15 protein-coding genes and 3 pseudogenes are annotated in these 19,579 nt (G+C 70.2%); 12 read left to right on the top strand and 6 right to left on the bottom strand.

What is annotated here, in order from left to right; all coding sequences use genetic code 11:
• The first annotated feature begins 10 nt into the window (after positions 1 to 10).
• From K1X59_RS14005 to K1X59_RS13990, 4 genes are all read left to right on the top strand, one after another.
• Complete coding sequence (locus K1X59_RS14005; protein WP_396652548.1) at positions 11 to 1,207, top strand: substrate-binding domain-containing protein; 1,197 nt, start codon at positions 11 to 13, stop codon at positions 1,205 to 1,207.
• A gap of 76 nt (positions 1,208 to 1,283) precedes the next feature.
• Positions 1,284 to 2,135 (top strand): sugar phosphate isomerase/epimerase, encoded by an 852-nt coding sequence (locus K1X59_RS14000; protein WP_183150524.1) that lies wholly within the window; start codon positions 1,284 to 1,286, stop codon positions 2,133 to 2,135.
• 42 nt (positions 2,136 to 2,177) lie between these two features.
• On the top strand, positions 2,178 to 3,185 hold the full coding sequence (locus tag K1X59_RS13995; RefSeq protein ID WP_183150523.1) for a sugar phosphate isomerase/epimerase: 1,008 nt from the start codon (positions 2,178 to 2,180) through the stop codon (positions 3,183 to 3,185).
• Between the two features lie 20 nt (positions 3,186 to 3,205).
• Positions 3,206 to 3,496, top strand: a complete 291-nt coding sequence (locus K1X59_RS13990) for a Dabb family protein (protein ID WP_183150522.1) — start codon at positions 3,206 to 3,208, stop codon at positions 3,494 to 3,496.
• Positions 3,497 to 3,523: 27 nt separating this feature from the next.
• Here the strand turns inward: K1X59_RS13990 and K1X59_RS13985 are convergent, their stop codons facing one another.
• A complete protein-coding gene (locus K1X59_RS13985) occupies positions 3,524 to 4,492 on the bottom strand; it encodes an NYN domain-containing protein (protein WP_220173510.1) in 969 nt (322 codons plus the stop codon).
• Between the two features lie 2 nt (positions 4,493 to 4,494).
• Positions 4,495 to 5,481 (bottom strand): Gfo/Idh/MocA family protein, encoded by a 987-nt coding sequence (locus K1X59_RS13980; RefSeq protein WP_183150521.1) that lies wholly within the window; start codon positions 5,479 to 5,481, stop codon positions 4,495 to 4,497.
• Positions 5,482 to 5,646: 165 nt separating this feature from the next.
• On the opposite strand from K1X59_RS13980, the gene K1X59_RS13975 reads away from it, so the two are divergent.
• The 8 genes and pseudogenes from K1X59_RS13975 (at position 5,647) to K1X59_RS13940 (ending at position 14,647) form a co-directional block, all read left to right on the top strand.
• Positions 5,647 to 7,020 carry an LLM class flavin-dependent oxidoreductase gene (locus K1X59_RS13975; protein ID WP_309491657.1) on the top strand — a complete coding sequence of 458 codons (1,374 nt, stop codon included), beginning with the start codon at positions 5,647 to 5,649 and terminating at the stop codon, positions 7,018 to 7,020.
• A gap of 119 nt (positions 7,021 to 7,139) precedes the next feature.
• Positions 7,140 to 8,774 carry a TIGR04028 family ABC transporter substrate-binding protein gene (locus K1X59_RS13970; RefSeq protein ID WP_183150520.1) on the top strand — a complete coding sequence of 545 codons (1,635 nt, stop codon included), beginning with the start codon at positions 7,140 to 7,142 and terminating at the stop codon, positions 8,772 to 8,774.
• 16 nt (positions 8,775 to 8,790) lie between these two features.
• Positions 8,791 to 9,771, top strand: a complete 981-nt coding sequence (locus K1X59_RS13965) for an ABC transporter permease (RefSeq protein ID WP_220173509.1) — start codon at positions 8,791 to 8,793, stop codon at positions 9,769 to 9,771.
• A 109-nt stretch (positions 9,772 to 9,880) separates the two neighbouring features.
• Entirely contained in the window at positions 9,881 to 10,663 is a 783-nt protein-coding gene (locus tag K1X59_RS13960; RefSeq protein ID WP_258566854.1) for an ABC transporter permease, read from the top strand.
• Positions 10,664 to 10,715: 52 nt separating this feature from the next.
• A pseudogene (locus K1X59_RS13955) lies at positions 10,716 to 12,368 on the top strand (dipeptide ABC transporter ATP-binding protein).
• Positions 12,365 to 13,416 (top strand): annotated as a pseudogene (locus K1X59_RS13950) (putative FMN-dependent luciferase-like monooxygenase). Before K1X59_RS13955 ends, K1X59_RS13950 begins: the two co-directional pseudogenes overlap by 4 nt.
• Positions 13,413 to 14,042 carry a CMD domain protein gene (locus tag K1X59_RS13945; RefSeq protein ID WP_183150518.1) on the top strand — a complete coding sequence of 210 codons (630 nt, stop codon included), beginning with the start codon at positions 13,413 to 13,415 and terminating at the stop codon, positions 14,040 to 14,042. The pseudogene K1X59_RS13950 and the gene K1X59_RS13945 overlap by 4 nt, the downstream one beginning before the upstream one ends.
• On the top strand, positions 14,039 to 14,647 hold the full coding sequence (locus tag K1X59_RS13940) for an alkylhydroperoxidase domain protein (protein WP_220173508.1): 609 nt from the start codon (positions 14,039 to 14,041) through the stop codon (positions 14,645 to 14,647). The genes K1X59_RS13945 and K1X59_RS13940 overlap by 4 nt, the downstream gene beginning before the upstream one ends.
• A 19-nt stretch (positions 14,648 to 14,666) precedes the next feature.
• Here K1X59_RS13940 and K1X59_RS21630 read toward each other — a convergent pair.
• The 4 genes and pseudogenes from K1X59_RS21630 to hrpA form a co-directional block, all read right to left on the bottom strand.
• Positions 14,667 to 14,717: pseudogene (locus K1X59_RS21630) on the bottom strand (hypothetical protein); the annotation flags it as partial.
• The gene (locus K1X59_RS13935) at positions 14,716 to 15,558 is read right to left on the bottom strand and encodes an NADP-dependent oxidoreductase (protein WP_258567227.1); all 843 of its coding nucleotides are present in this window, start codon (positions 15,556 to 15,558) and stop codon (positions 14,716 to 14,718) included. The pseudogene K1X59_RS21630 and the gene K1X59_RS13935, both read right to left, overlap by 2 nt.
• A 92-nt stretch (positions 15,559 to 15,650) precedes the next feature.
• Positions 15,651 to 17,693: a DUF3418 domain-containing protein gene (locus K1X59_RS22925; protein ID WP_396652591.1), complete on the bottom strand. Its 2,043-nt coding sequence runs from the start codon at positions 17,691 to 17,693 to the stop codon at positions 15,651 to 15,653.
• Positions 17,648 to 19,576 (bottom strand): ATP-dependent RNA helicase HrpA, encoded by a 1,929-nt coding sequence (gene hrpA, locus K1X59_RS22920; RefSeq protein WP_396652547.1) that lies wholly within the window; start codon positions 19,574 to 19,576, stop codon positions 17,648 to 17,650. The genes K1X59_RS22925 and hrpA overlap by 46 nt, the downstream gene beginning before the upstream one ends.
• Between the last annotated feature and the right edge of the window lie 3 nt (positions 19,577 to 19,579).

Below are 19,579 nucleotides of genomic sequence, written 5' to 3'. Positions count from 1 at the left end.
GCGACGATCAATGAAGATCGCCACCGCGGGGGTGGCTCTCTTCGGCCTCATCGCGCTCGCCGGGTGCACGACCGACCCGTCCGTGGCGCCGGCCGAGTCCGAGAACCCCGACGAGACGGCGGAGACGACCGAGTGGTTCGACCAGGAGCTCTTCGACAAGCAGGACGAGGAACGCGGCGTCGACCCGCAGGGACCGGCTGATGAGCCCTACCTGCAGCACATCAACGCCGAGATGGTCGACACCTCGGAGTTCGCCAGCGAGGGGGCGAAGAAAGCCTGCTTCGCGAACGCCTCGATCTCCAACCCGTGGCGTCAGACGGGCTGGATCACGATGAACGAGCAGTTGAAGGCGCTGCAGGAGGCCGGGGCGATCAGCGAGATGGAGACGCGCGACGCGCAGGACTCCGACGACACGCAGATCGCCGACATCGACTACTTCATCTCCGATGGCGACTGCGATGTCTTCCTCATCTCGCCGAACAGCACGGCGGCCATGACCCCGGCCGTCGACAGGGCGTGCGAGACCGGCAAGCCCGTCATCGTGTTCGACCGCGGCGTCAACACCGACTGCCCTGTCACGTTCATCCACCCGATCGGCGGATTCGCCTGGGGCATCGACACCGCCGAGTTCCTGATCGACAACCTCGAAGAGGGCGACAAGGTCGTGGCGCTCCGCATCCTCCCGGGTGTGGACGTGCTCGAGCACCGCTGGGCCGGCGCGAAGAAGCTGTTCGACGAAGCCGGCATCGACGCCGTGGATCACTTCACGGGCGCCGACCCTGCCGAGATCAAGAGCATCATCAGCGACGAGCTCGCCAAGGGCGACGTCGACGGCATCTGGATGGACGCGGGCGATGGCGCGGTGGCCGCCATCGAGGCGTTCGAGGACGCGGGAGCGGACTACCCCGTGATGACCGGTGAGGACGAGATGAGCTTCCTCCGCAAGTGGAAGGACACGGGGCTCACCGGACTCGCCCCCGTGTACTCGAACTTCCAGTGGCGCACGCCGCTTCTCGCAGCGCAGATGGTCTTCGCCGGCACCGAGGTGCCCAAGGAGTGGGTGCTGCCGCAGAAGCCGATCACGGAACCGGAGCTCGACGACTACCTGGCCGCGAACGAGGGCATGCCGGACGGCCACTACGCGAAGTTCGGCGGGGAGAACCTCCCCGGCTACCCGACCGTGTGGCAGGAACGGCAGATCCCGTAACCCCGATGCTCCCGCCCTTCCGTTCCGCACGCGCGGAGTGGGAGGGTGGGAGCGTCTTCACGATCAAAGGACGATGATGCCCCGCACGATCGCCGTCAACACCTGGGTGTGGACGTCTCCGCTCACGGATGCGACGCTCGAGCCGCTCGCCCGCACGGCCAGGGATCTCGGCTACGACGCGCTGGAGCTGCCACTGGAGAGCATCGGCGACTGGGACGCCGCGCGTGCCCGTGACGTGCTCGACCGACTGGGCCTCGGCGCGATCGTGGTCGGCGCCATGGGGCCCGGGCGCTCGCTTATCGGACGCGTGGGCGATGTCACGGCGACGCAGGAGTATCTGCGTGCCTGTCTCCGCACGGCCGAGGTGCTGGGTGCCACGACGGTCGCCGGTCCCTTCTACAGCCCCACCGGCGTCACCTGGCGGATGGACCGGGAGGAACGGGCCGCGGTCGTCGGAGAGCTGCGCGAGAACCTGGCAGCGCTCGCCGATGACGCGGCGGCCGTGGGGGTGACCCTGGCCGTGGAGCCCCTGAACCGCTACGAGACGAGTGTGCTCAACACGGTCGCGCAGAGCCTCGACGCCCTCGAGCCGTTGCTGGGCGCCGGTGTCGGACTCGCCCTCGACACCTACCACCTCAACATCGAGGAGAAGAGGCCGGCCGATGCGATCCGCGCCGCGGGGTCGGCGATCGCCCACGTGCAGGTGTGCGGCAGCGATCGCGGGGCCGTCGGCGACGACCACACCGACTGGCCCGAGATGCTCCGCGCGCTGGACGACGCCGACTATCACGGCCCGCTCGGCCTGGAGAGCTTCACGGGAGACAACGCCACGATCGCGGTCGCGGCCTCGGTCTGGCGCCCGCTCGCGGCGAGTCAGGACGAGCTCGCGGCCCGGAGCATCGCGGCCCTCCGAGCCCTCGGGGCCTGACCACCGCACCACCCCGCACGAGTCCGAGACGAAGGAGTCCCCATGACGAGCCATCCGGTCACGCTGTTCACCGGTCAATGGGCGGATCTGCCCTTCGAGGAGGTCGCTCGCCTCGCCGCCGCGTGGGGCTACGACGGGCTGGAGGTCGCCGCATCCGGTGATCACCTCGATCTGCGGCGTGCCGACGAAGACGAGAGGTACCTCGCCTCGAGGAAGGAGATCCTCGATCGGCACGGTCTGAAGATCTTCGCGATCTCGAACCATCTCGCCGGTCAGGCCGTGTGCGATGCGCCGATCGACTTCCGCCACCGGGCCATCCTGCGCGAGTACGTGTGGGGCGACGGCGAGGCGGAGGGCGTGCGGCAGCGGGCAGCGGAGGACATGAAGCGTGCGGCGCGCGTCGCCCGCAAGCTCGATATCGACACCGTCGTCGGGTTCACCGGCTCCTCGATCTGGCCGTACCTGGCGATGTTCCCGCCCGTCCCCTCGTCGGTGATCGAGGGCGGGTTCGAGGACTTCGCGCACCGGTGGAACCCGATCCTCGATGTCTTCGATGCCGAGGGGGTGCGGTTCGCGCACGAGGTGCATCCGGGCGAGATCGCCTACGACTACTGGTCGAGCGTGCGCGCCCTCGATGCGATCGATCACCGTGAGGCGTTCGGGTTCAACTGGGATCCCTCGCACATGATGTGGCAGAACATCGACCCCGTCGGCTTCATCGTCGACTTCGCGGACCGGATCTACCACGTGGACTGCAAGGACACCCGGATGCGGCCGCACAACGGACGGGCGGGCGTGCTCGGCTCGCATCTGCCGTGGGGCGACCCTCGCCGCGGCTGGGACTTCGTCTCGACCGGCCACGGCGACGTCCCGTGGGAGGACGCGTTCCGCGCGCTCGACGCGATCGGCTACGACGGCCCGATCTCGATCGAGTGGGAGGACGCCGGGATGGACCGGCTGCACGGCGCCCCGGAAGCGCTGCAGCACGTGCGCTCGCTGCTGTGGGCGAAACCCGAGGCATCCTTCGATGCCGCTTTCAGCAATCAGTGACCACCGGACCAGGAGCCCGCATGATCCAGCACACCGTCGTCTTCCGCCTGCGCCACCCCGCGGGGTCTGCCGAGGAGGCGGAGTTCCTGGCGACCGGGCACGCAGTCCTCACCGCGATTCCGGGGGTCGAGGAGTTCACGATCCGACGCCAGGTGAGCGCGAAGAGCGACCTGACCCACCAGTTCTCCATGCGCTTCGCCGACCAGGAGGCCTACGATGCGTACGACGCGCACCCCGCGCACCGGGCGTTCGTCTCCGAACGGTGGGTGCCCGAGGTCATCGCGTTCCAGGAGTACGACTTCGTCGAGTGAGACCGCGCCGCGGTACGGGATCGGTCGTCAGGCTGCGGGCTCGCGCAGGCGGACGAGCCGCTCGTGCCCCGTCTCCTCGAGCTCGGCGATGTCGTCACGCGACTTGAGGAAGTCGGAGAACGAGCGATAGCCGAGCGCCTTCTCGCTGAACGACGGATCCATGCGGCGCATGTGCGTCTTCACGGCCGAACTGTGCAGCCACTCGTCGGCATCGGCCTTGTCGTGGCCGAGACGCAGCGCACGCTCCAGCAGCTGCGTCGCGACCTCCTGGTCGTCGACCTTGTCCTCGACCCTGGGCTCCTCCGTCTTCGCGGCAGGCCTGGACTTCGCACGCTTCGGGGCGGTCTTGGGCTTCGTCGCGGCCTCGGCGATCGGTGCTGCGGGTTCGACCGGGGGTGCGGCGACGGGGGCGGCGACCACCTTGGTGGGGCGGACGACGCCCGGCAGCGAGTCGTAGGACTCGAACTCATCGCACGCGGCGGCGAGGGACTTGGCGGTCGAGCCGGACACGCCGACGCCGATCACGTACCGACCGAGCCGTTTGCACCGCTGGGCGAGGGGGACGTAGTCGCTGTCGCCCGCCACGATCACGACGTGGGTGAGATCGGGAAGGCGGAACATGTCTTCCACCGCGTCGACGGCGAGTCGGATGTCGGCGCCGTTCTTCGCATACGCGGCGGCGGGGAAGAGCTGGACGAGGTCCACCGCGCGCGCCACGAGCTGCGACCGGTATTCGGCGTTCACGGGCGACGACCAGTCGGCGTAGGCGCGGGTCAGCACCAGCGTGCCGAAGGATGCGGCGTAGTCGATGATCGCGCCGACCTCGATCATCGCGCGGCTCAACCGGTCCGTGACCTCGGGGTCGTTCGGGTTCTCGGTGATCCGCTGACGGTCCTTGCCGTAGGCGTTGCGGCCGTGCACGCGGTCGTACCAGGAGATGACGATGTTGTCGAAGTCGAGGTAGACGGCCACGCGGGCGTCGGTGGTCTCCGCCATGATCAGGCCTCCTCTCGGGGATAGCGGACGCCGATCTGCGCCCTGATCTCATCGAGCGTGCCCATGATCGCCACGCTCTCGGCGATGGGCAGGATGTCGCCCTCGAGGATGCCGTCGCGGACCAGACGCTCCGCCGCGAGCGCCTGATACTGCATACCTCGGCCCTCGACGTCTGACACGTATTCCTCCTGGACCGTGCCGTCGGGGAGCACCACGCGGAATGTGGTCGGGGCGTACCAGACGCGGTCGATGTCGATGCGCGCGGTCGTGCCCATGATGCCGGCGGCGTTGGGTCCGGACGCCCGTGACGACGAGAGGCTCGTCGAGATCGCGCCGCCCTCGTGGACCATGACCGTGGCGACCTCGGAGTCGGCGCCTGTCTCGATGAGTCGGCCGACGGCGCGGATCTCGGTCGGGGCGCCGAGGATGTCCCAGATGAACGAGAGCGGGTAGATGCCGAGGTCGAGCAGCGCGCCGCCTCCCAGCTCCAGGGCGTTGAGCCGGTGCGTCGGGTCGGTGGGGAGCAGCTGCGTGTGATCGGCGCTGACCGCGCGGATCTCGCCGAGAGCACCGGCGGCGATGAGCTCGCGGATGCGGACCATGTGCGGCAGGTACCGCGTCCACATCGCCTCCATGACGAGCAGACCGCGCTCTGCGGCGAGCGCCTGCAGGTCGGCGGCCTCTGCACGGTTCAGCGTGAAGGCCTTCTCGACGAGCACGTGCTTGCCGTGTTCGAGTGCGAGCCGTGCGTTCTCGTGATGCATCGGGTGCGGGGTGGAGACGTAGATGATGTCGACATCGGGATCGGACACGAGCGCTTCGTACGAGGGGTGCGCGTGCGCGATGTCGAAGCGTGCGGCGAAGGCGTCCGCCGACTCCTGGGAGCGTGACCCGACGGCGACGAGGTCGAGCCCCGCCGTGCGCAGATCGGACGCGAACGCACCGGCGATACCGCCGGTCGCAAGGATTCCCCACCGAAGACCAGTCATGCTCTCAGCGTAGGGGGTGTGCCGGGTGTGTCGGTCTGTTACATCCCATGACGCCCGGCTTCGGCGGCATGGCAGCGTCGTCGCGCGCGCTCCTACCGTGTCGGGCATGACCGATCCCCTCATCATCGGTGCGATGGTGCGCACCCTCGGCGCGTACCCCTCCGGCTGGCGGCACCCCGGTGCGCATCGCGACCCTGCCGCCGACGCCGCCATCCTCCGGCACATCGCGCGAGAGGGGAGGGTGCGGGGCTCGACTATCTCTTCTTCGGCGACTGGCTGGCGACGGGGCCCGACCTGGAGTTCCGCGACCCTTATCTCCTCGCCCGCATCGACCCGGTCAGCGCCGTGCTCTTCCTCGCGGGCGTCACCTCGCGGATCGGGCTGATCGCGACCGTGAACACGACCTACGCCGACCCCTACACGACGGCTCGTTCGCTGGCCTCGCTCGACGTGCTGACGCAGGGCCGCGCTGGCGTCAACCTCGTCACGGGAGCCGAGCCGCGCGCCGCGGGCAACCATGGCAGGGACGCGCATGCCGATAACGAGGCGCGTTACGGTCGCGCCGAGGAGTTCGTGGAGGCGTTGCGACGGCTGTGGGACTCGTGGGCCGAGGACGCCTGGGTCGCCGATGCCGATCGAGGGGTGCTGATCGATCCGGAAGGACTCCGCTCCGCCGACCTTCGCGGAGAGCACCTGCGGGTGTCCGGGCCCCTCAACGTCGCCCGACCACCGCAGGGTCGCATCCCGATCGTGCACGCGGGGACGTCGCCGCGGTCGCGCGCGCTCGCGGCGACCGCGGCCGACCTGGCACTCATCGCCGCGCCGACCATCGCCGAGGCGATCGCGACGCGTCGCACGTTGCGTGACATCGCCGTGGAGGCCGGCCGGTCACCGGATGCGCTCAAGGTGATCGCACCGGTCCTGCCCGTGGTCGCCGACACGGATACCGCCGCACATCGCATCGTGGAGCGTCTTCTGGCGCTCGTCCCGCTCGCGGAGGGCCATCAGAGTGCACGGACGGCCTTCCCTCAGAACCGCACGGTGGACGCGCTCGCCGACGCCCTCGAGGTGCCGGCCGACGACCCGTTGCGCACCGCCGCTTTCGACCGGCCGGTGACGCGTGCGGAGGAGGCCCGGCTGGGGGAGCGCGGCGCCGCGCTGATCGAGCGTGTCGCCCGCATCGCGGGACTGCGCATCACCGAGGGAGCCATCGCGGGTGCGGGCATCGTGGGTGCGGGCTCGGCCGGCGAGGCGCTCACGTGGCGACACCTCGTGGCGGCGCACGCCGTGCCCGCCGCGTTCGTGGTCGGCGATGCCGGCACGATCGCCGACCACTTCGAACGCTGGCGCGACGACGAGGCCGCCGACGGCTTCAATGTGCTGTCGGCGTTCCAGCCCTCGCAGTTCGAGGCGTTCACGCGCACGGCCGCTCCGGAGCTGCGTCGTCGCGGACTCCTGCGCGATGAGGGGGACGCGGCGGAGAAGCCGCCAGCGACCCTGCGTGACCGGCTGCGCGTGTCCTCCTATGTCGACGCGTGACGAGAGGTTTCGTCTTGCGACCCGCGGAGTCGTCGGCCTCGCGCCGTCGCATCCCCGCTTCCTACCGTGATCACCATCCCGTCCACCCGAACCACAGCATCCCTCCGAGGAGTCCTCGCATGAATCGCCGTCTCACCCGCGCCGCCGCACTCGCGCTCCCGCTCGTCCTCGCCGGCGGCCTCGCCGCGTGCGCCTCATCGCCCGCCCCGGCGAACGCCCCCGCGGAAGGCGGGGACCCCGTCACGGGCGGCACCCTCACCTATCTCGAGCACCAGGCCTACACGAACCTGTATCCGCCGCAGGCAGGGTTCTACCCGAACGGGGGCATCGTGAACAACATCGCGGCTCGCCTGACGTGGCAGAACCCCGACACGCTCGAGATCGAGCCGTGGGTCGCCTCGGAGTGGACGGTCAACGACGATGCGACCGAGTACACGTTCGACCTGAACCCCGACATCACCTTCTCGGACGGCACCGTGCTCGACGCCGCTGCGGTCGCGAAGAACTTCGACACCTACGGACTTGGCGACGCCGACCGCGGACTCACGGTCTCCGAGGCGATCAACAACTACGCCGGCAGCGAGGTCGTCGACGAGGACACGGTGACGTTCCACTTCAGCGCACCCTCACCCGGATTCCTGCAGGCGACCTCGACGATCAACTCCGGCCTGCTGTCGCCGGAGACCCTCGACGGCACCATCGAGGACTTCGGCGCGGGCAACGCGGCGGAGATCATCGGATCGGGCCCGTTCACCGTGACGGACGAGAAGCTCGGCACCGAGTACACGCTCACCGCCCGCGACGACTACGACTGGGGTCCCGGCACGGTCGACAACGACGGCCGTCCGTACCTCGACGCGGTGCACGTCCTGATCACCCCGGAGGACTCGGTGCGCATCGGTTCGCTGCTCGCGGGGCAGGCGGATTACGTGCGCTATGTGCAGGCGTTCGACGAGGATCGCGTCGAGGGCGCTGGCTTCACCCTCTACGCGCCGCAGACCCGCGGGGTGAACAACTCGATCGCCCTGCGCCCCGAGAACCCGCTGCTCTCCGACATCCGGGTGCGCCAGGCGATCATCGCCGCCGTGAACGCCCAGGAGGTCGTCGACACGCTCTTCACCGAGAACTATCCGGTGGCGACCTCGGTGCTGTCGTCGCAGGCCGTCGGGTACAAGGACGAGTCGGAGCACTATGTCTACGACCCGGACAAGGCCGCGGAACTGCTCGACGAGGCCGGCTGGGAGCCGGGCTCCGACGGCATCCGCGAGAAGGACGGGGAACGGCTCGCCATCACGGTGTACGAGGCCAAGCCGCAGCCCCTGTCGAAGCAGTCGCTCGAGCTCGTCGCGCAGCAGTTGGCGAAGGTCGGTGTCGAGCTCACCGTCAAGCCGGGCGATGCGGGCAGTGCGGCCGAAGACACCCGCGATCCGTTGAAGACCGGCTTCTACCACTCGATGGTCGGTCGTGCTGATCTCGACGTCATCAAGAGCCAGTACTTCACGAAGAACCGCGACGTGCTGATCTCGAAGGACGCGAAGCTCGACGAGCTGCTCCTCGCGGTGGCCTCAGAGCCCGATGCCGACAAGCGGATCGCGGCATCCCAGGCCGTGCAGGACTACATCGCGGAGCAGGCGTACGTGATCCCGCTGTTCGAGGAGCCGCAGGTGTACGGCACCGCGACCTACGTGCACGGTGTCGCCTTCGAGTCGGTGGGGCGCCCCACATTCTCCGGCGTCTGGCTCGCCGAGCACTGATCGGCATGGTGCTTCGATGAGCTTCGTCCTCCGACGAGCCGGGCAGGCCGCGATCGTGCTGATCGCGGCCTTCACGGCCACCTTCTTCCTGCTGCAGCTGCTGCCGGGCGATGCGATCCTGATCAAGTTCTCGGACCCCAGCCTCGGGTTGTCCCCGGATCAGCTCGACAGCATCCGCGCGACCTACGGGGCCGACCTGCCCTGGTGGGAGCAGTACGTGCACGCGGGTCTCGGGTTCCTCGCCGGAGACTTCGGGTTCTCGACGCAGTTCGGCACGCCGGTGCTGACCATGCTCGCCGAAGCCCTGCCGGCGACGCTGCTGCTGGCATCGCTCGGACTCGTGGTCGCGCTGCTGCTCGCGGTCCTGATCGCCGGGCTCTCCTCGCTCGCACCGTTCGCATGGCTGCGCGACGGCCTGCGTCAGGTGCCAGGTCTCTTCGTCGCGGTCCCGGTCTTCTGGCTCGGCATCCTCCTGATCCAGGTGTTCTCGTTCGGGCTCGGCTGGGTGCCGATCGTCGGAGCGGACCCGGTGAGCGGGCTCGTGCTCCCCGTGCTCACGCTCGCGGTGCCGATCTCCGCCCCACTGGCACAGGTGCTGGTCCGCGCGATCGATCAGGTGCAGGCGCAGCCCTTCGTCACGGTGGTCCGTGCCAAGGGCGCTCCGCCGCTGTGGGTGCTGACGCGTTCGGTCGCCCGCAACGCCGCCGTGCCCACCCTCACGATCGCGGGGGTGCTGTTCGGCGAACTGGTCGGCGGGGCGGTCGTGACCGAGACCGTGTTCGGGCGGACGGGCATCGGCCGCCTCACGGAGCAGGCCGTGGCGAACCAGGACATCCCTGTGCTGCAGGGCGTCGTCCTGCTGTCGGCGCTCGGTTTCGTGGTCATCAGCTTCGCGGTCGACCTCGTGACCCCTCTCATCGACCCTCGCCAGCGCAGCGTCGCTCGTACCCCCGCCGCCGTCGGCGGGCGGCTCGCACCTCAGGAGGTGTCCGCATGACCACATCCGTGATCGCCGAGACGGCCGTCGAGGCCGACGGCACACCGGCCTCGACCGCCGCCGGGAGCGTGCCTTCGCCCCGCCGGCGTCGTCGCTTGCGTGGTCGGTCGTGGGGCTGTATCTGGCGTTCGTCGTCGTCGGCGTGGCCGTCCTGTGGGCGATCGTTCCTGGGGTCTTCGCGCCGGGCGACCCGCTCACCGGGGTTCCGGCCGACAAGCTGCTGCCGCCGAGCGCCGCGCACTGGTTCGGGATCGACACGCTCGGTCGTGATCTGTTCGGACGGGTCGTGCACGGCGCCGTGCACTCGCTGTCGGGTGCGCTCATCGCGGTGACGGTCGGGCTGGCGCTCGGCACTCTCATCGGCGCGATCGCCGGCGCCGTCGGCGGTGTGGTCGACGACGTGCTGATGCGCATCGTCGACGTGCTCCTCGCGATCCCGGGGCTGCTGCTGGCGCTCTCGGTGATCATCCTGTTGGGTTTCGGCACCGTGAACGCGGCGATCGCCGTCGGTCTCGGCAGCGTCGCCGCGTTCGCCAGGCTCATGCGTGCCGAGGTCGCGCGCGTGCGCCGCACCGAGTATGTCGAAGCGGCCTTCGGCAGCGGTGCCACCTTCGCCGCGGTCCTCCGTCGGCACGTGCTGCCGAACTCCCTGACGCCGATCCTCGCGCTCGCTGCGTTGCAGTTCGGCAGTGCGATCCTCGCGATCTCCACTCTGGGGTTCCTCGGCTACGGTGCGCCACCGCCCACCCCGGAATGGGGGCTGCTGATCGCCGACGGTCGGAACTACGTCGGCACCGCGTGGTGGCTCACGGCGTTGCCCGGCCTGGTCGTCGTGGTGGTCGTGCTCAGCGCGAACCGCATCAGTCATCGAATCGGAAGGAGCGGGAAGTGAGTGTCGTGAGGTCATCAGCACTGCTCGGTCATCGAATCGGAAGCAGCGGGAAATGAGCAGCACACCTGTCATCTCCGCGACCGACCTGCGGATCTCCTACGGCGACCGGGACGCGCGTCGGGAAGTCGTGCACGGCGTCTCGTTCGAGATCCACGAGGGCGAGACCCTCGCGCTGGTGGGCGAGTCGGGGTCGGGCAAGTCCACGACCGCCCATGCACTGCTCGGTCTCCTCCCGCCGGGAGGAAGGGTCGACGGTGGGACGGTCGTGCTGGGCGATCTCGACATCTCGGGGTGGTCCGACCGCGCGCTGCGGGGCATCCGCGGGCCCGAGATCGGCCTCGTGCCGCAGGATCCGACCACCTCGCTCGACCCCGTGCGCACGATCGGCGCGCAGGTCGAGGAGATCCTTCGCCTGCACGGGCACCGGGACCGTCGGTCGCGGCACGCACGAGCCATCGAGCTGCTCGACCGCGTCGGCATCGACGATCCCGACCTGCGGGCACGCCAGTATCCGCACGAGCTCTCCGGGGGATGCGGCAGCGCGTGCTGATCGCCACCGCCATCGCCCTGCGGCCCCGACTGCTGATCGCGGATGAGCCCACCAGCGCCCTCGACGCCACGGTGCAGCGGAAGGTGCTGGATCTGCTCGACGAGTTGCAGCGCGACGAAGGCACCAGCATCCTGCTCGTGACCCACGACCTCGGGGTCGCCGCCGACCGCGCCGAGCGGCTCGTCGTGCTCAAGGACGGACGGATCGTGGAGGAGGGGCGCAGCGATGCGGTGCTCGCGGCGCCCGCCGACGCGTACACACGGCAGCTGCTCTCGGACGCTCCGGCATTCGCCACCGGTTTCCGGCGTCCGGATGCGCCGCCGTTCCTCCGGGATGCCGCGGCCGTCGCCGCCGAGAACCCGTTCGCCATCGTCGCCGAGGGCCTCGTGAAGGAGTTCCGTGTGGCGGGGCGCGAGCGTTTCCGTGCGGTGGATGACGTGTCGTTCAAGGTCCGCCGTGGCACCACGCACGCGCTCGTGGGGAGTCGGGCTCCGGCAAGACCACCACGGCCCGACTCGTCACGCGGTTCCATCAGCCCGACGCCGGCACCATCGAACTCGACGGCGAGGACGTGACCCAGGCGAAGCGCGACCAGCTGCGGGCACTGCGTCGGCGCGTGCAGCTCGTCTACCAGAACCCCTTCGCGTCACTGGACCCGCGCCAGCAGATCGTCGACATCGTCGCGGAGCCGCTGCGGAACTTCCGGGTCGGGACGCGCATCGAGCGGCGGGAGCGCGCGCACGCACTGCTCGAGCGGGTCTCGCTGCCGATCGACGTCGCACGTCGCACCCCGGTGAGCTCTCGGGCGGTCAGCGGCAGCGGGTCGCGATCGCGAGAGCGCTCGCGATCGACCCGGAGGTCGTGGTCCTCGACGAGGCGGTGTCGGCACTGGATGTGACCGTTCAGGCGCGCATCCTCGAGCTGCTCACCTCGCTGCAGGCCGAGCTCGGACTCACCTACCTGTTCATCTCGCACGACCTGGCCGTGGTGCGGCGGATCAGCCACACGGTCTCGGTCATGCGCCGCGGCCAGATCGTCGAGGAGGGGCAGACGGAAGACCTCTTCCGCGACCCGCAGCACGACTACACCCGGGAGCTGCTGGCCGCAGTGCCCGGAACCAGAGAAGTCTCCGGCACCAGAGAGGTACCCGCATGACCGCACCCACCGTCGCGTTCTTCACCCGACTGCTCGACGACGCCGCCCCTGCCGAGCGGTACGCGTTCGCGACCGCGCAGATCCAGCAGGCCGAGCGGCACGGCATCGGTCGGGCGTGGGTCGCCCAGCACCACTTCCACGCTGCCGAGGGAGGACTGCCGTCACCTCTGGTGTTCCTCGCGAACGTCGCTGCCGTGACCTCCGCCATCCGTCTCGGCACCGGGGTGATCACATTGCCGCTGGAAGACCCGGTGCGGGTGGCCGAAGATGCCGTGGTCGCCGATCTGCTCTCCGGGGTCGCGTCGATCTGGGACTCGGCAGCGGCGGCACGCCTTCGTCGTTCGCGCCGTTCGGGGAGGATGTGCGCGACAAGGGACCGACCTACGACCGCAAGCTGCGGACCCTGCTGGACGGTCTCGCCGGGCGGGACGTCGGTGCGGGCAACTCCCTGTATCCGGATGCCGGGGACCTCGCGGACCGCGTCTGGCAGGCGACGTTCTCGGTACCGGGTGGGCATCGCGCCGGCATCCACGGGCACGGTCTGCTGCTGTCCCGCACACAGCCGCGCAGTGCCGACCGGCTGCAGGCGCCGCTCTCCGCCCTGCAGGATCCGATCATCGACGCCTACCTCGAGGCGCTGCCGGAGGGAGTGGCGCCGCGGATCACCGCCTCGCGCACCGTGTTCGTCGCGGACGACCGTGCCGAGGCGCTGCGCTTCGCCGAGGTCGGTCTGCGCCGCGCGGCCGAGGGCTTCCGCCGTCAGGGCCAGACGATCCCGGGCGACAGCATCGACGAGCTGATCGCCGCACTCGACACGCACCTGGGCACTCCGGAGGAGGTGGCGGATTCCCTCGCCGCCGACACCACCCTCGCCCGCGCGACCGAGGTCGCCTTCCAGGTGCACTCCGTCGACGCCCCGCACGAGCACGTGCTGCGCTCGATCGCACTCTTCGCCGACGAGGTCGCCCCGGCCCTCGGCTACGCGCTCACCCCCACCCCGCACCGCATCAGTACCGACCAGAACCTCACCCTCAAGGAGAACGCATGACCGACGACATCGTGGACCGGATCGCGGAGGTGACGCCGGAGCTGGACGTCCTGCGCCGTCGCCGTCCCGTCACCAGAGAGCAGTTGCAGGCGAGCTTCGACGCCCTCTTCCGTCCGGCGAGCGTGGAGCACGTGTCGCAGGCCGAACGCGAACTCGTCGCCGCTTTCGCCACCGGTCTCGCCGGCGCCGAAGACCCGACCGCGGAGTTCTACGCCGCCCGCGCGCAGGAGGGCGATCCGCAGCGCGCGGCCGTCGTGGTCGCCGAGGCGGCTGTGGCGGCGACCAGGGGGCCGTTCGGCACCTACACCGAGCTGGGGTTGCAGGCCGAGAACGCCGACGGCCCGCGCTACGTCCCGTCCGAGGCCGTCGTCGCCGCCGTGGGCGAGCGCGTGGCCGCCGCCCTCACGCACACGCACCTGCTGGTGTTCCGCCCGCGCGAGGCCTCGGGCACCGACCTCGGGCGCCTGGTCGACGCGGGCTGGTCGACCGACGGCATCGTGACGTTGTCGCAGCTGGTGTCTTTCCTCGCCTTCCAGCAGCGTGTCGTCACCGGGCTCCGCGTGCTCGCCGCCGCAGGGCTGACCACGACCGCCACGCCCGAGATCTCCGAGGAGGAAGCCGCATGACCGCCGAGACCACCGTGCTCCGTCACGACGACGCCCCGCATCCGCACGCGTTCACCCGCGGGGAGGTCGGGTGGGTCCCGCACCTCGCACCGCTCGCCGAGGAGGACCTGACCGAGCGTCACTTCGACGGTCTCGTCGACGCGGCTCGCGCGAAGAACGACTACTTCCGTCTGCTGGCCCGCGACCCCGAGGTGTTGAAAGCGCGCACCCTCGTCGACAAGGACATCTTCTACAACGCCGCGGAGGGGCTGCCCCGCGCCGACCGCGAGTTGGCCGCGACCGCGGCATCCCGTCGCAACGGCTGCGTGTTCTGCGCCTCGGTGCACTCGCGCTTCGCCGCGCACCACAGCAAGCGCACGGACGACGTCGACCTCCTGCTCGACGAGGGGGTGGACGCCGACCTCGGCGAGCGCTGGAACGCCGTCGTCGCGGCATCCGTCGCCCTCACCGACACGCCGAACGCGTTCGGGGAGGACGAGATCGTGCGGCTGCGCGCGGCCGGACTCGACGACCTGGAGATCGCCGACTTCATCCACGGCGCCGCGTTCTTCAACTGGGCGAACCGGCTCATGCTGTCGATCGGACGCCCGGTGGCTCCAGCCTGAACCCCGACGTGACCCTCGGCTACGGCACGAGGATGATCTTGCCCGAGGTGGCGCCGGACTCCATGAGCTCATGGGCCTGCGCCGCTTCGGCGAGGGGGGAGTTCCGGGCCCAGCTCGATCGTGAAGTCGCCGGCGGCGAGCAGCTCGATGGTCTTCGGCAGCGCCTCGGCGCGCCATGCGAGCTCCTCCGCGCTCAGCGGCACCGGCGATCCGCCCGAGAACGCGCGGATGCCGAACGATGCGGCGTCCGGTCCACGCACGATCGTCGCGATCCGGTCGCGGTCGGCGACCAGGGCGAGCGAGGTCTCGATCGCCTCGTCGGTGCCCGCGCCGTCGAGCACGACCGTGACGGGAGATGGAGCGGCCTCGCGGACCCGCTCGAGCAGCCCGTCGCCGTAGGCCACGGGGATCGCGCCGAGCTCGCGCAGCTGGTCGTGGCGGGCCGTGCTGGCGGTGGCGATCACGGTCGCACCCCACGCGACGGCGAACTGCACCGCCGCCTGGCCGACCGCCCCCGAGCCGGCGTGCACGAGCAGGACGTCGCCCTCGGTCACTCCGAGGGAGCGCAGCGCCTGATAGGCCGTGCCGGAGGGGATGCCGATCGCCGCGCCCTCGGCCATCGTGACGGCGTCGGGGAGCTTCTCGAGGTTCTCGGTCGCGATCGCGAGCGCCGAGGCGTAGGTGCCGTGCGCGTCGCGGATCGCCACCCGATCGCCGACCGCGAACCGATCGACGCCCTCGCCGAGCACCTCGACGACACCGGCGCCGTCGAATCCGACAGGGCGCGGTTCCGTGATCGGCGGCGACGGGCGCTTGCCGCTGCGCAGCTTCGCGTCGATGGGGTTCACGCCGGCGGCCTCGATGCGGACGACGACCTCGCCGCGTGCCGCCACGGGGTCGGGGATCTCCATCAGGTGCAGGACAGCGGGGGAGCCGATTTCGGTGTAGACGATCGCGCGAGCCATGCGTTCAGGCTACCCGTGCCGAGGGCCGAAGCGAGGGCTCAGCGACCTGACAGCGCCTTCATGATCCGCTGCGGCGACACGGGCTGTGCGGTGCCGAGACGCTGCGCGAACACGCTGACCCGGTACTCCTCCAGCAGCCAGCGCACCTCGACGAGCGCGGGCGCGGCGTCGCGGGCGAGCGGGATCGTGCCGCCGGCGTCTTCGAACGCCTTCGCCATGCGCTCGTACTCGGTCATGCGCGCGCGGTCCTTGCCAGGCTCGCTCGCGAGCGTCTTCAGCCGGTCGAGCATGCCCTCGAGGTACCGCGGGAAGTGCGCGAGCCGATCGGCGCCGGCGGCCGAGACGAATCCGGGATGCAGCAGACCGCTCAACTGCGTGCGGATGTCGTTGAGAGGTCCGAGGAGCGCCAGAGAGTTCTGCGACTTGATCCCGCGCTCGACGTCGCGGGACTTCGTCAGGATGCGGGCGACCAGCGAGACGCAGGCGAAGAGCTCGTCCACGAGCACCGCCGACACGGCGTCGCGCACCCGCACGAATTCGGCCTCGCTGCGCACGATCCCGTCCGGCACGATGCTCTGGACGACCCGCCGGGACACAGCGGCGCGACAGTCCTCGATCAGCGCAGCGGCTGACGGGTACGACGAAGCCGCGAGCGCCAGCTTCTCCTGGCTCGTCAGGTGCTCCTGAACATACGACGACGGCGAGGGGACGCCCAGCAGCACCAGTCGCAGCACGCCGTCGCGGGTCGCAGCAGCTGCGGCCTCAGGAGTGGACTCGACGCGCACCGCCACGCTCTTGCCCTGGTCGACGATGGCCGGATAGCCGCGCACGACTCCGCCGGCGACCCGCGTGTCGAGCACCTCGGGCAGCTCCCCGAACGTCCACCCCGTCAGCCCGGTCTGTTCGACCGGTGCCGCGGCGACGCGCTCGGCGCCGCGGTTCGGGCCCGGGGCGCCGGAGCGGGGAGGTGCGGTGATCGAGCGCGCGACGTTGCTGCGCGCGCGGTCGGAGAGCTGCGCCTGCAGGGCTCGCAGATCACGTCCGGAGCCGACGACCCTGCCGCGTTCGTCCACCGCGCGGAAGTTCATGCGCAGGTGCGCGGGCACCCGCTCGTCCTCGAAGTCAACGGCGGAGACGAGCTGGTTCGCGAGCGGCTGGATGAGCCGGGCGAGAGCGTCCTTGAGCGTGCGTGGAGGCAGGCCGCCGTGCGACTCCGGACCCTCTTCGGCGAGCTCTGCCCCGAACTTCTCGGCCCAGTCGGCTGCGGGCACCACGTGGCGGCGGATGGCCTTCGGCAGCGCTCGCAGCAGTCCGGTCACGAGTTCGGCGCGCAGGCCGGGGACCTGCCAGTCGAAGCCGCGGTCCTCGAGCTGTGCCAGCAGGGGCAGGGGCACCACCACGCTGACACCGTCGTCGTCGGCGCCCGGCTCGAACCGGTACGCGAGTCCGAGGACCTGATCGCCCTGCGTCCACCGTGTCGGGAACTCGCGCTGATCCGCGCGCTCCTCATCGTCGATCAGGTCGCTCTCACGCATGACGAGCAGCTTCGGCGTCGTCGCCATGGCCTCGCGCCACCAGCTCTCGAACGAGCGCACGTCGAACACGTCGGCGGGGATGCGTTCATCGTAGAAGCGGAACACGGCCTCATCGCCGGCGAGGATGTCGCGGCGGCGCTCGCGTTCTTCGAGCTTCTCGAGGCGTCGGCGCAGCTCGGCGTTGCTGCGCCAGAACGCGCTCACCCTCTTGTCGATGCGCGTCGGATCCCACTCGCCTTCGACGAGCGCGTGCCGCACGAACAGCTCGCGCGAGGCTGGCCGGTCGATGCGGGCGAACTGCACGCGGCGCCGCGGGATGATCTCGAGTCCGAACAGCGTCACCTTCTCGAACGCGACGGCGGCGCCGGCATCCTTCGACCAGTGCGGCTCGGTCACCTGCCGCTTGGCGAGGTCACCGGCCAGCGGTTCCGCCCACGCCGGGTCGATCGCGGCGACGGTTCGGGCGAAGGTGCGCGAGGTCTCCACGATCTCGGCGGCGATCACGGCGCGAGGACTCTTCTTGCGCAGACCGGATCCGGGGAAGATCGAGAACCGGATGCCGCGGGCACCCCGGTACTCCGCGATGCGCCGGCCCTTCTGCTCCTTGGCGGGGAGTGCGCCTTCCCCGCGGGAGCGGTGCGTTCGTCGAGGATGCCGATCTGCGACAGGAGTCCGGCGAGCAGCGAGCGGTGGATGGCGTCGGGGTCGCTCGTCCCGGTGTCGTCGTGGGAGCGATCGGGCGTCTTCACGAGCGTGCGCAGCTGGCGGTGCACATCGAACCACTCCCGCACCCGCACGTAGTTCAGATGCTCGGCGCGGCACAGCCGACGGAACGCGCTGGACCCGAGCTCACGCTGCTGCTCGCGCAGGTGGTTCCAGAGGTTCAGCAGGGTCAGGAAGTCGCTGGTCGGATCGACGAAGCGGGCGTGCAGGCGGTCGGCCTCCTCGCGGCGCTCCTCCGGCCGCTCCCGCACGTCCTGGATCGTCATGCCCGACACGATCGCGAGCACGTCTCGGGTCACGGTGCCGGCGGATCCGGACCGCCCGGCCTCGATCAGCATGCGGGCGAACCGCGGATCGATCGGCATGCGCGAGATGTCGCGGCCGGTGCGGGTGAGGTGCGGGGAGCCGTCACGACGGGAGGGCTCGACGGCTCCGAGCTCGGTGAGCAGGTCGAAGGCCGCTTTGACGCCCCGGGAGTCCGGCGGCGTGAGGAAGGGGAACGCGCTGATGTCGCCGAACCCGAGCGACAGCATCTGCAGGATGACCGACGCCAGCGAGGTGCGCAGGATCTCGGGCTCGGTGAACTCCGGGCGACGGTCGAAGTCCTCTTCCGAGTACAGGCGGATCGCGATGCCGTCGCTGGTGCGCCCCGCGCGACCGGAGCGCTGGTTCGCCGAGGCCTGCGAGATGGCCTCGATCGGCAGTCGCTGCACTTTGGAGCGGTTGCTGTAGCGGGAGATGCGCGCGGTCCCGGTGTCGATCACGTACTTGATGCCGGGGACCGTGAGGCTCGTCTCGGCGACGTTCGTCGCGAGGATGACCCGACGACGGACGCCCGCGACCCTGCTGCGTTCGAAGACCCGGTGCTGGTCGGCGGCGGAGAGGCGACCGAACAGCGGCAGCACCTCGGTGGGGGAGCGGTCGTTCGCGTAGGCGCCGCGCACGGCATCCGCGGCGTCGCGGATCTCGGCCTCGCCGGGCAGGAAGACGAGCACATCACCCGGGGCCTCCCGGTCGAGTTCGCGCAGTGCGGCGACGATCGCCGAGACCTCGTCCTCCGGCTCGGCCGGTGCGCTCTCGTCGTCCGCGTCTTCGACCGGGCCGCGGTAGCGGATCTCGACGGGATACGTGCGCCCCGACACCTCGATGATCGGTGCCGGCGTGCCGTCCGCTGCGGCGAAGTGCTTCGCGAAGCTCTCCGGGTCGATCGTCGCCGAGGTGATGATCATCTTGAGGTCGGGACGTTCCGGCAGGATGCGGGCCAGATACCCCAGCAGGAAGTCGACGTTGAGGGAGCGTTCGTGCGCCTCGTCGATGATGATCGTGTCGTAGCGGGTGAGCAGCCGGTCGCGGTGGATCTCGTTGAGGAGGATGCCGTCGGTCATCAGGGCGATGCGAGTGGCGTCCGAGACCTTGTCGGTGAAGCGCACCTTGTAGCCGACGAGGGTGCCGAGCTCGACGTGCAGTTCTTCCGCGACACGTTCCGCGATGGTCCGGGCGGCCAGTCGGCGGGGCTGCGTGTGCGCGATGCGCTCGCGCCCCAGTTCGAGGGCGATCTTCGGCAGCTGGGTGGTCTTGCCGGAGCCGGTCGCCCCGCGACGATCACGACCTGGTGGTCGCGGATGGCATCGGCGATCTCGCCCCTGGCGGCGCTGACGGGCAGCTCCGGGGGATAGGAGATCACGGGGGAGGACATAGCCCTCCATCGT

This window comes from Microbacterium sp. Se5.02b (genome assembly GCF_019464375.1).
GTDB lineage: Bacteria > Actinomycetota > Actinomycetes > Actinomycetales > Microbacteriaceae > Microbacterium.
This window is presented reverse-complemented; position numbering and strand designations above follow the sequence as displayed.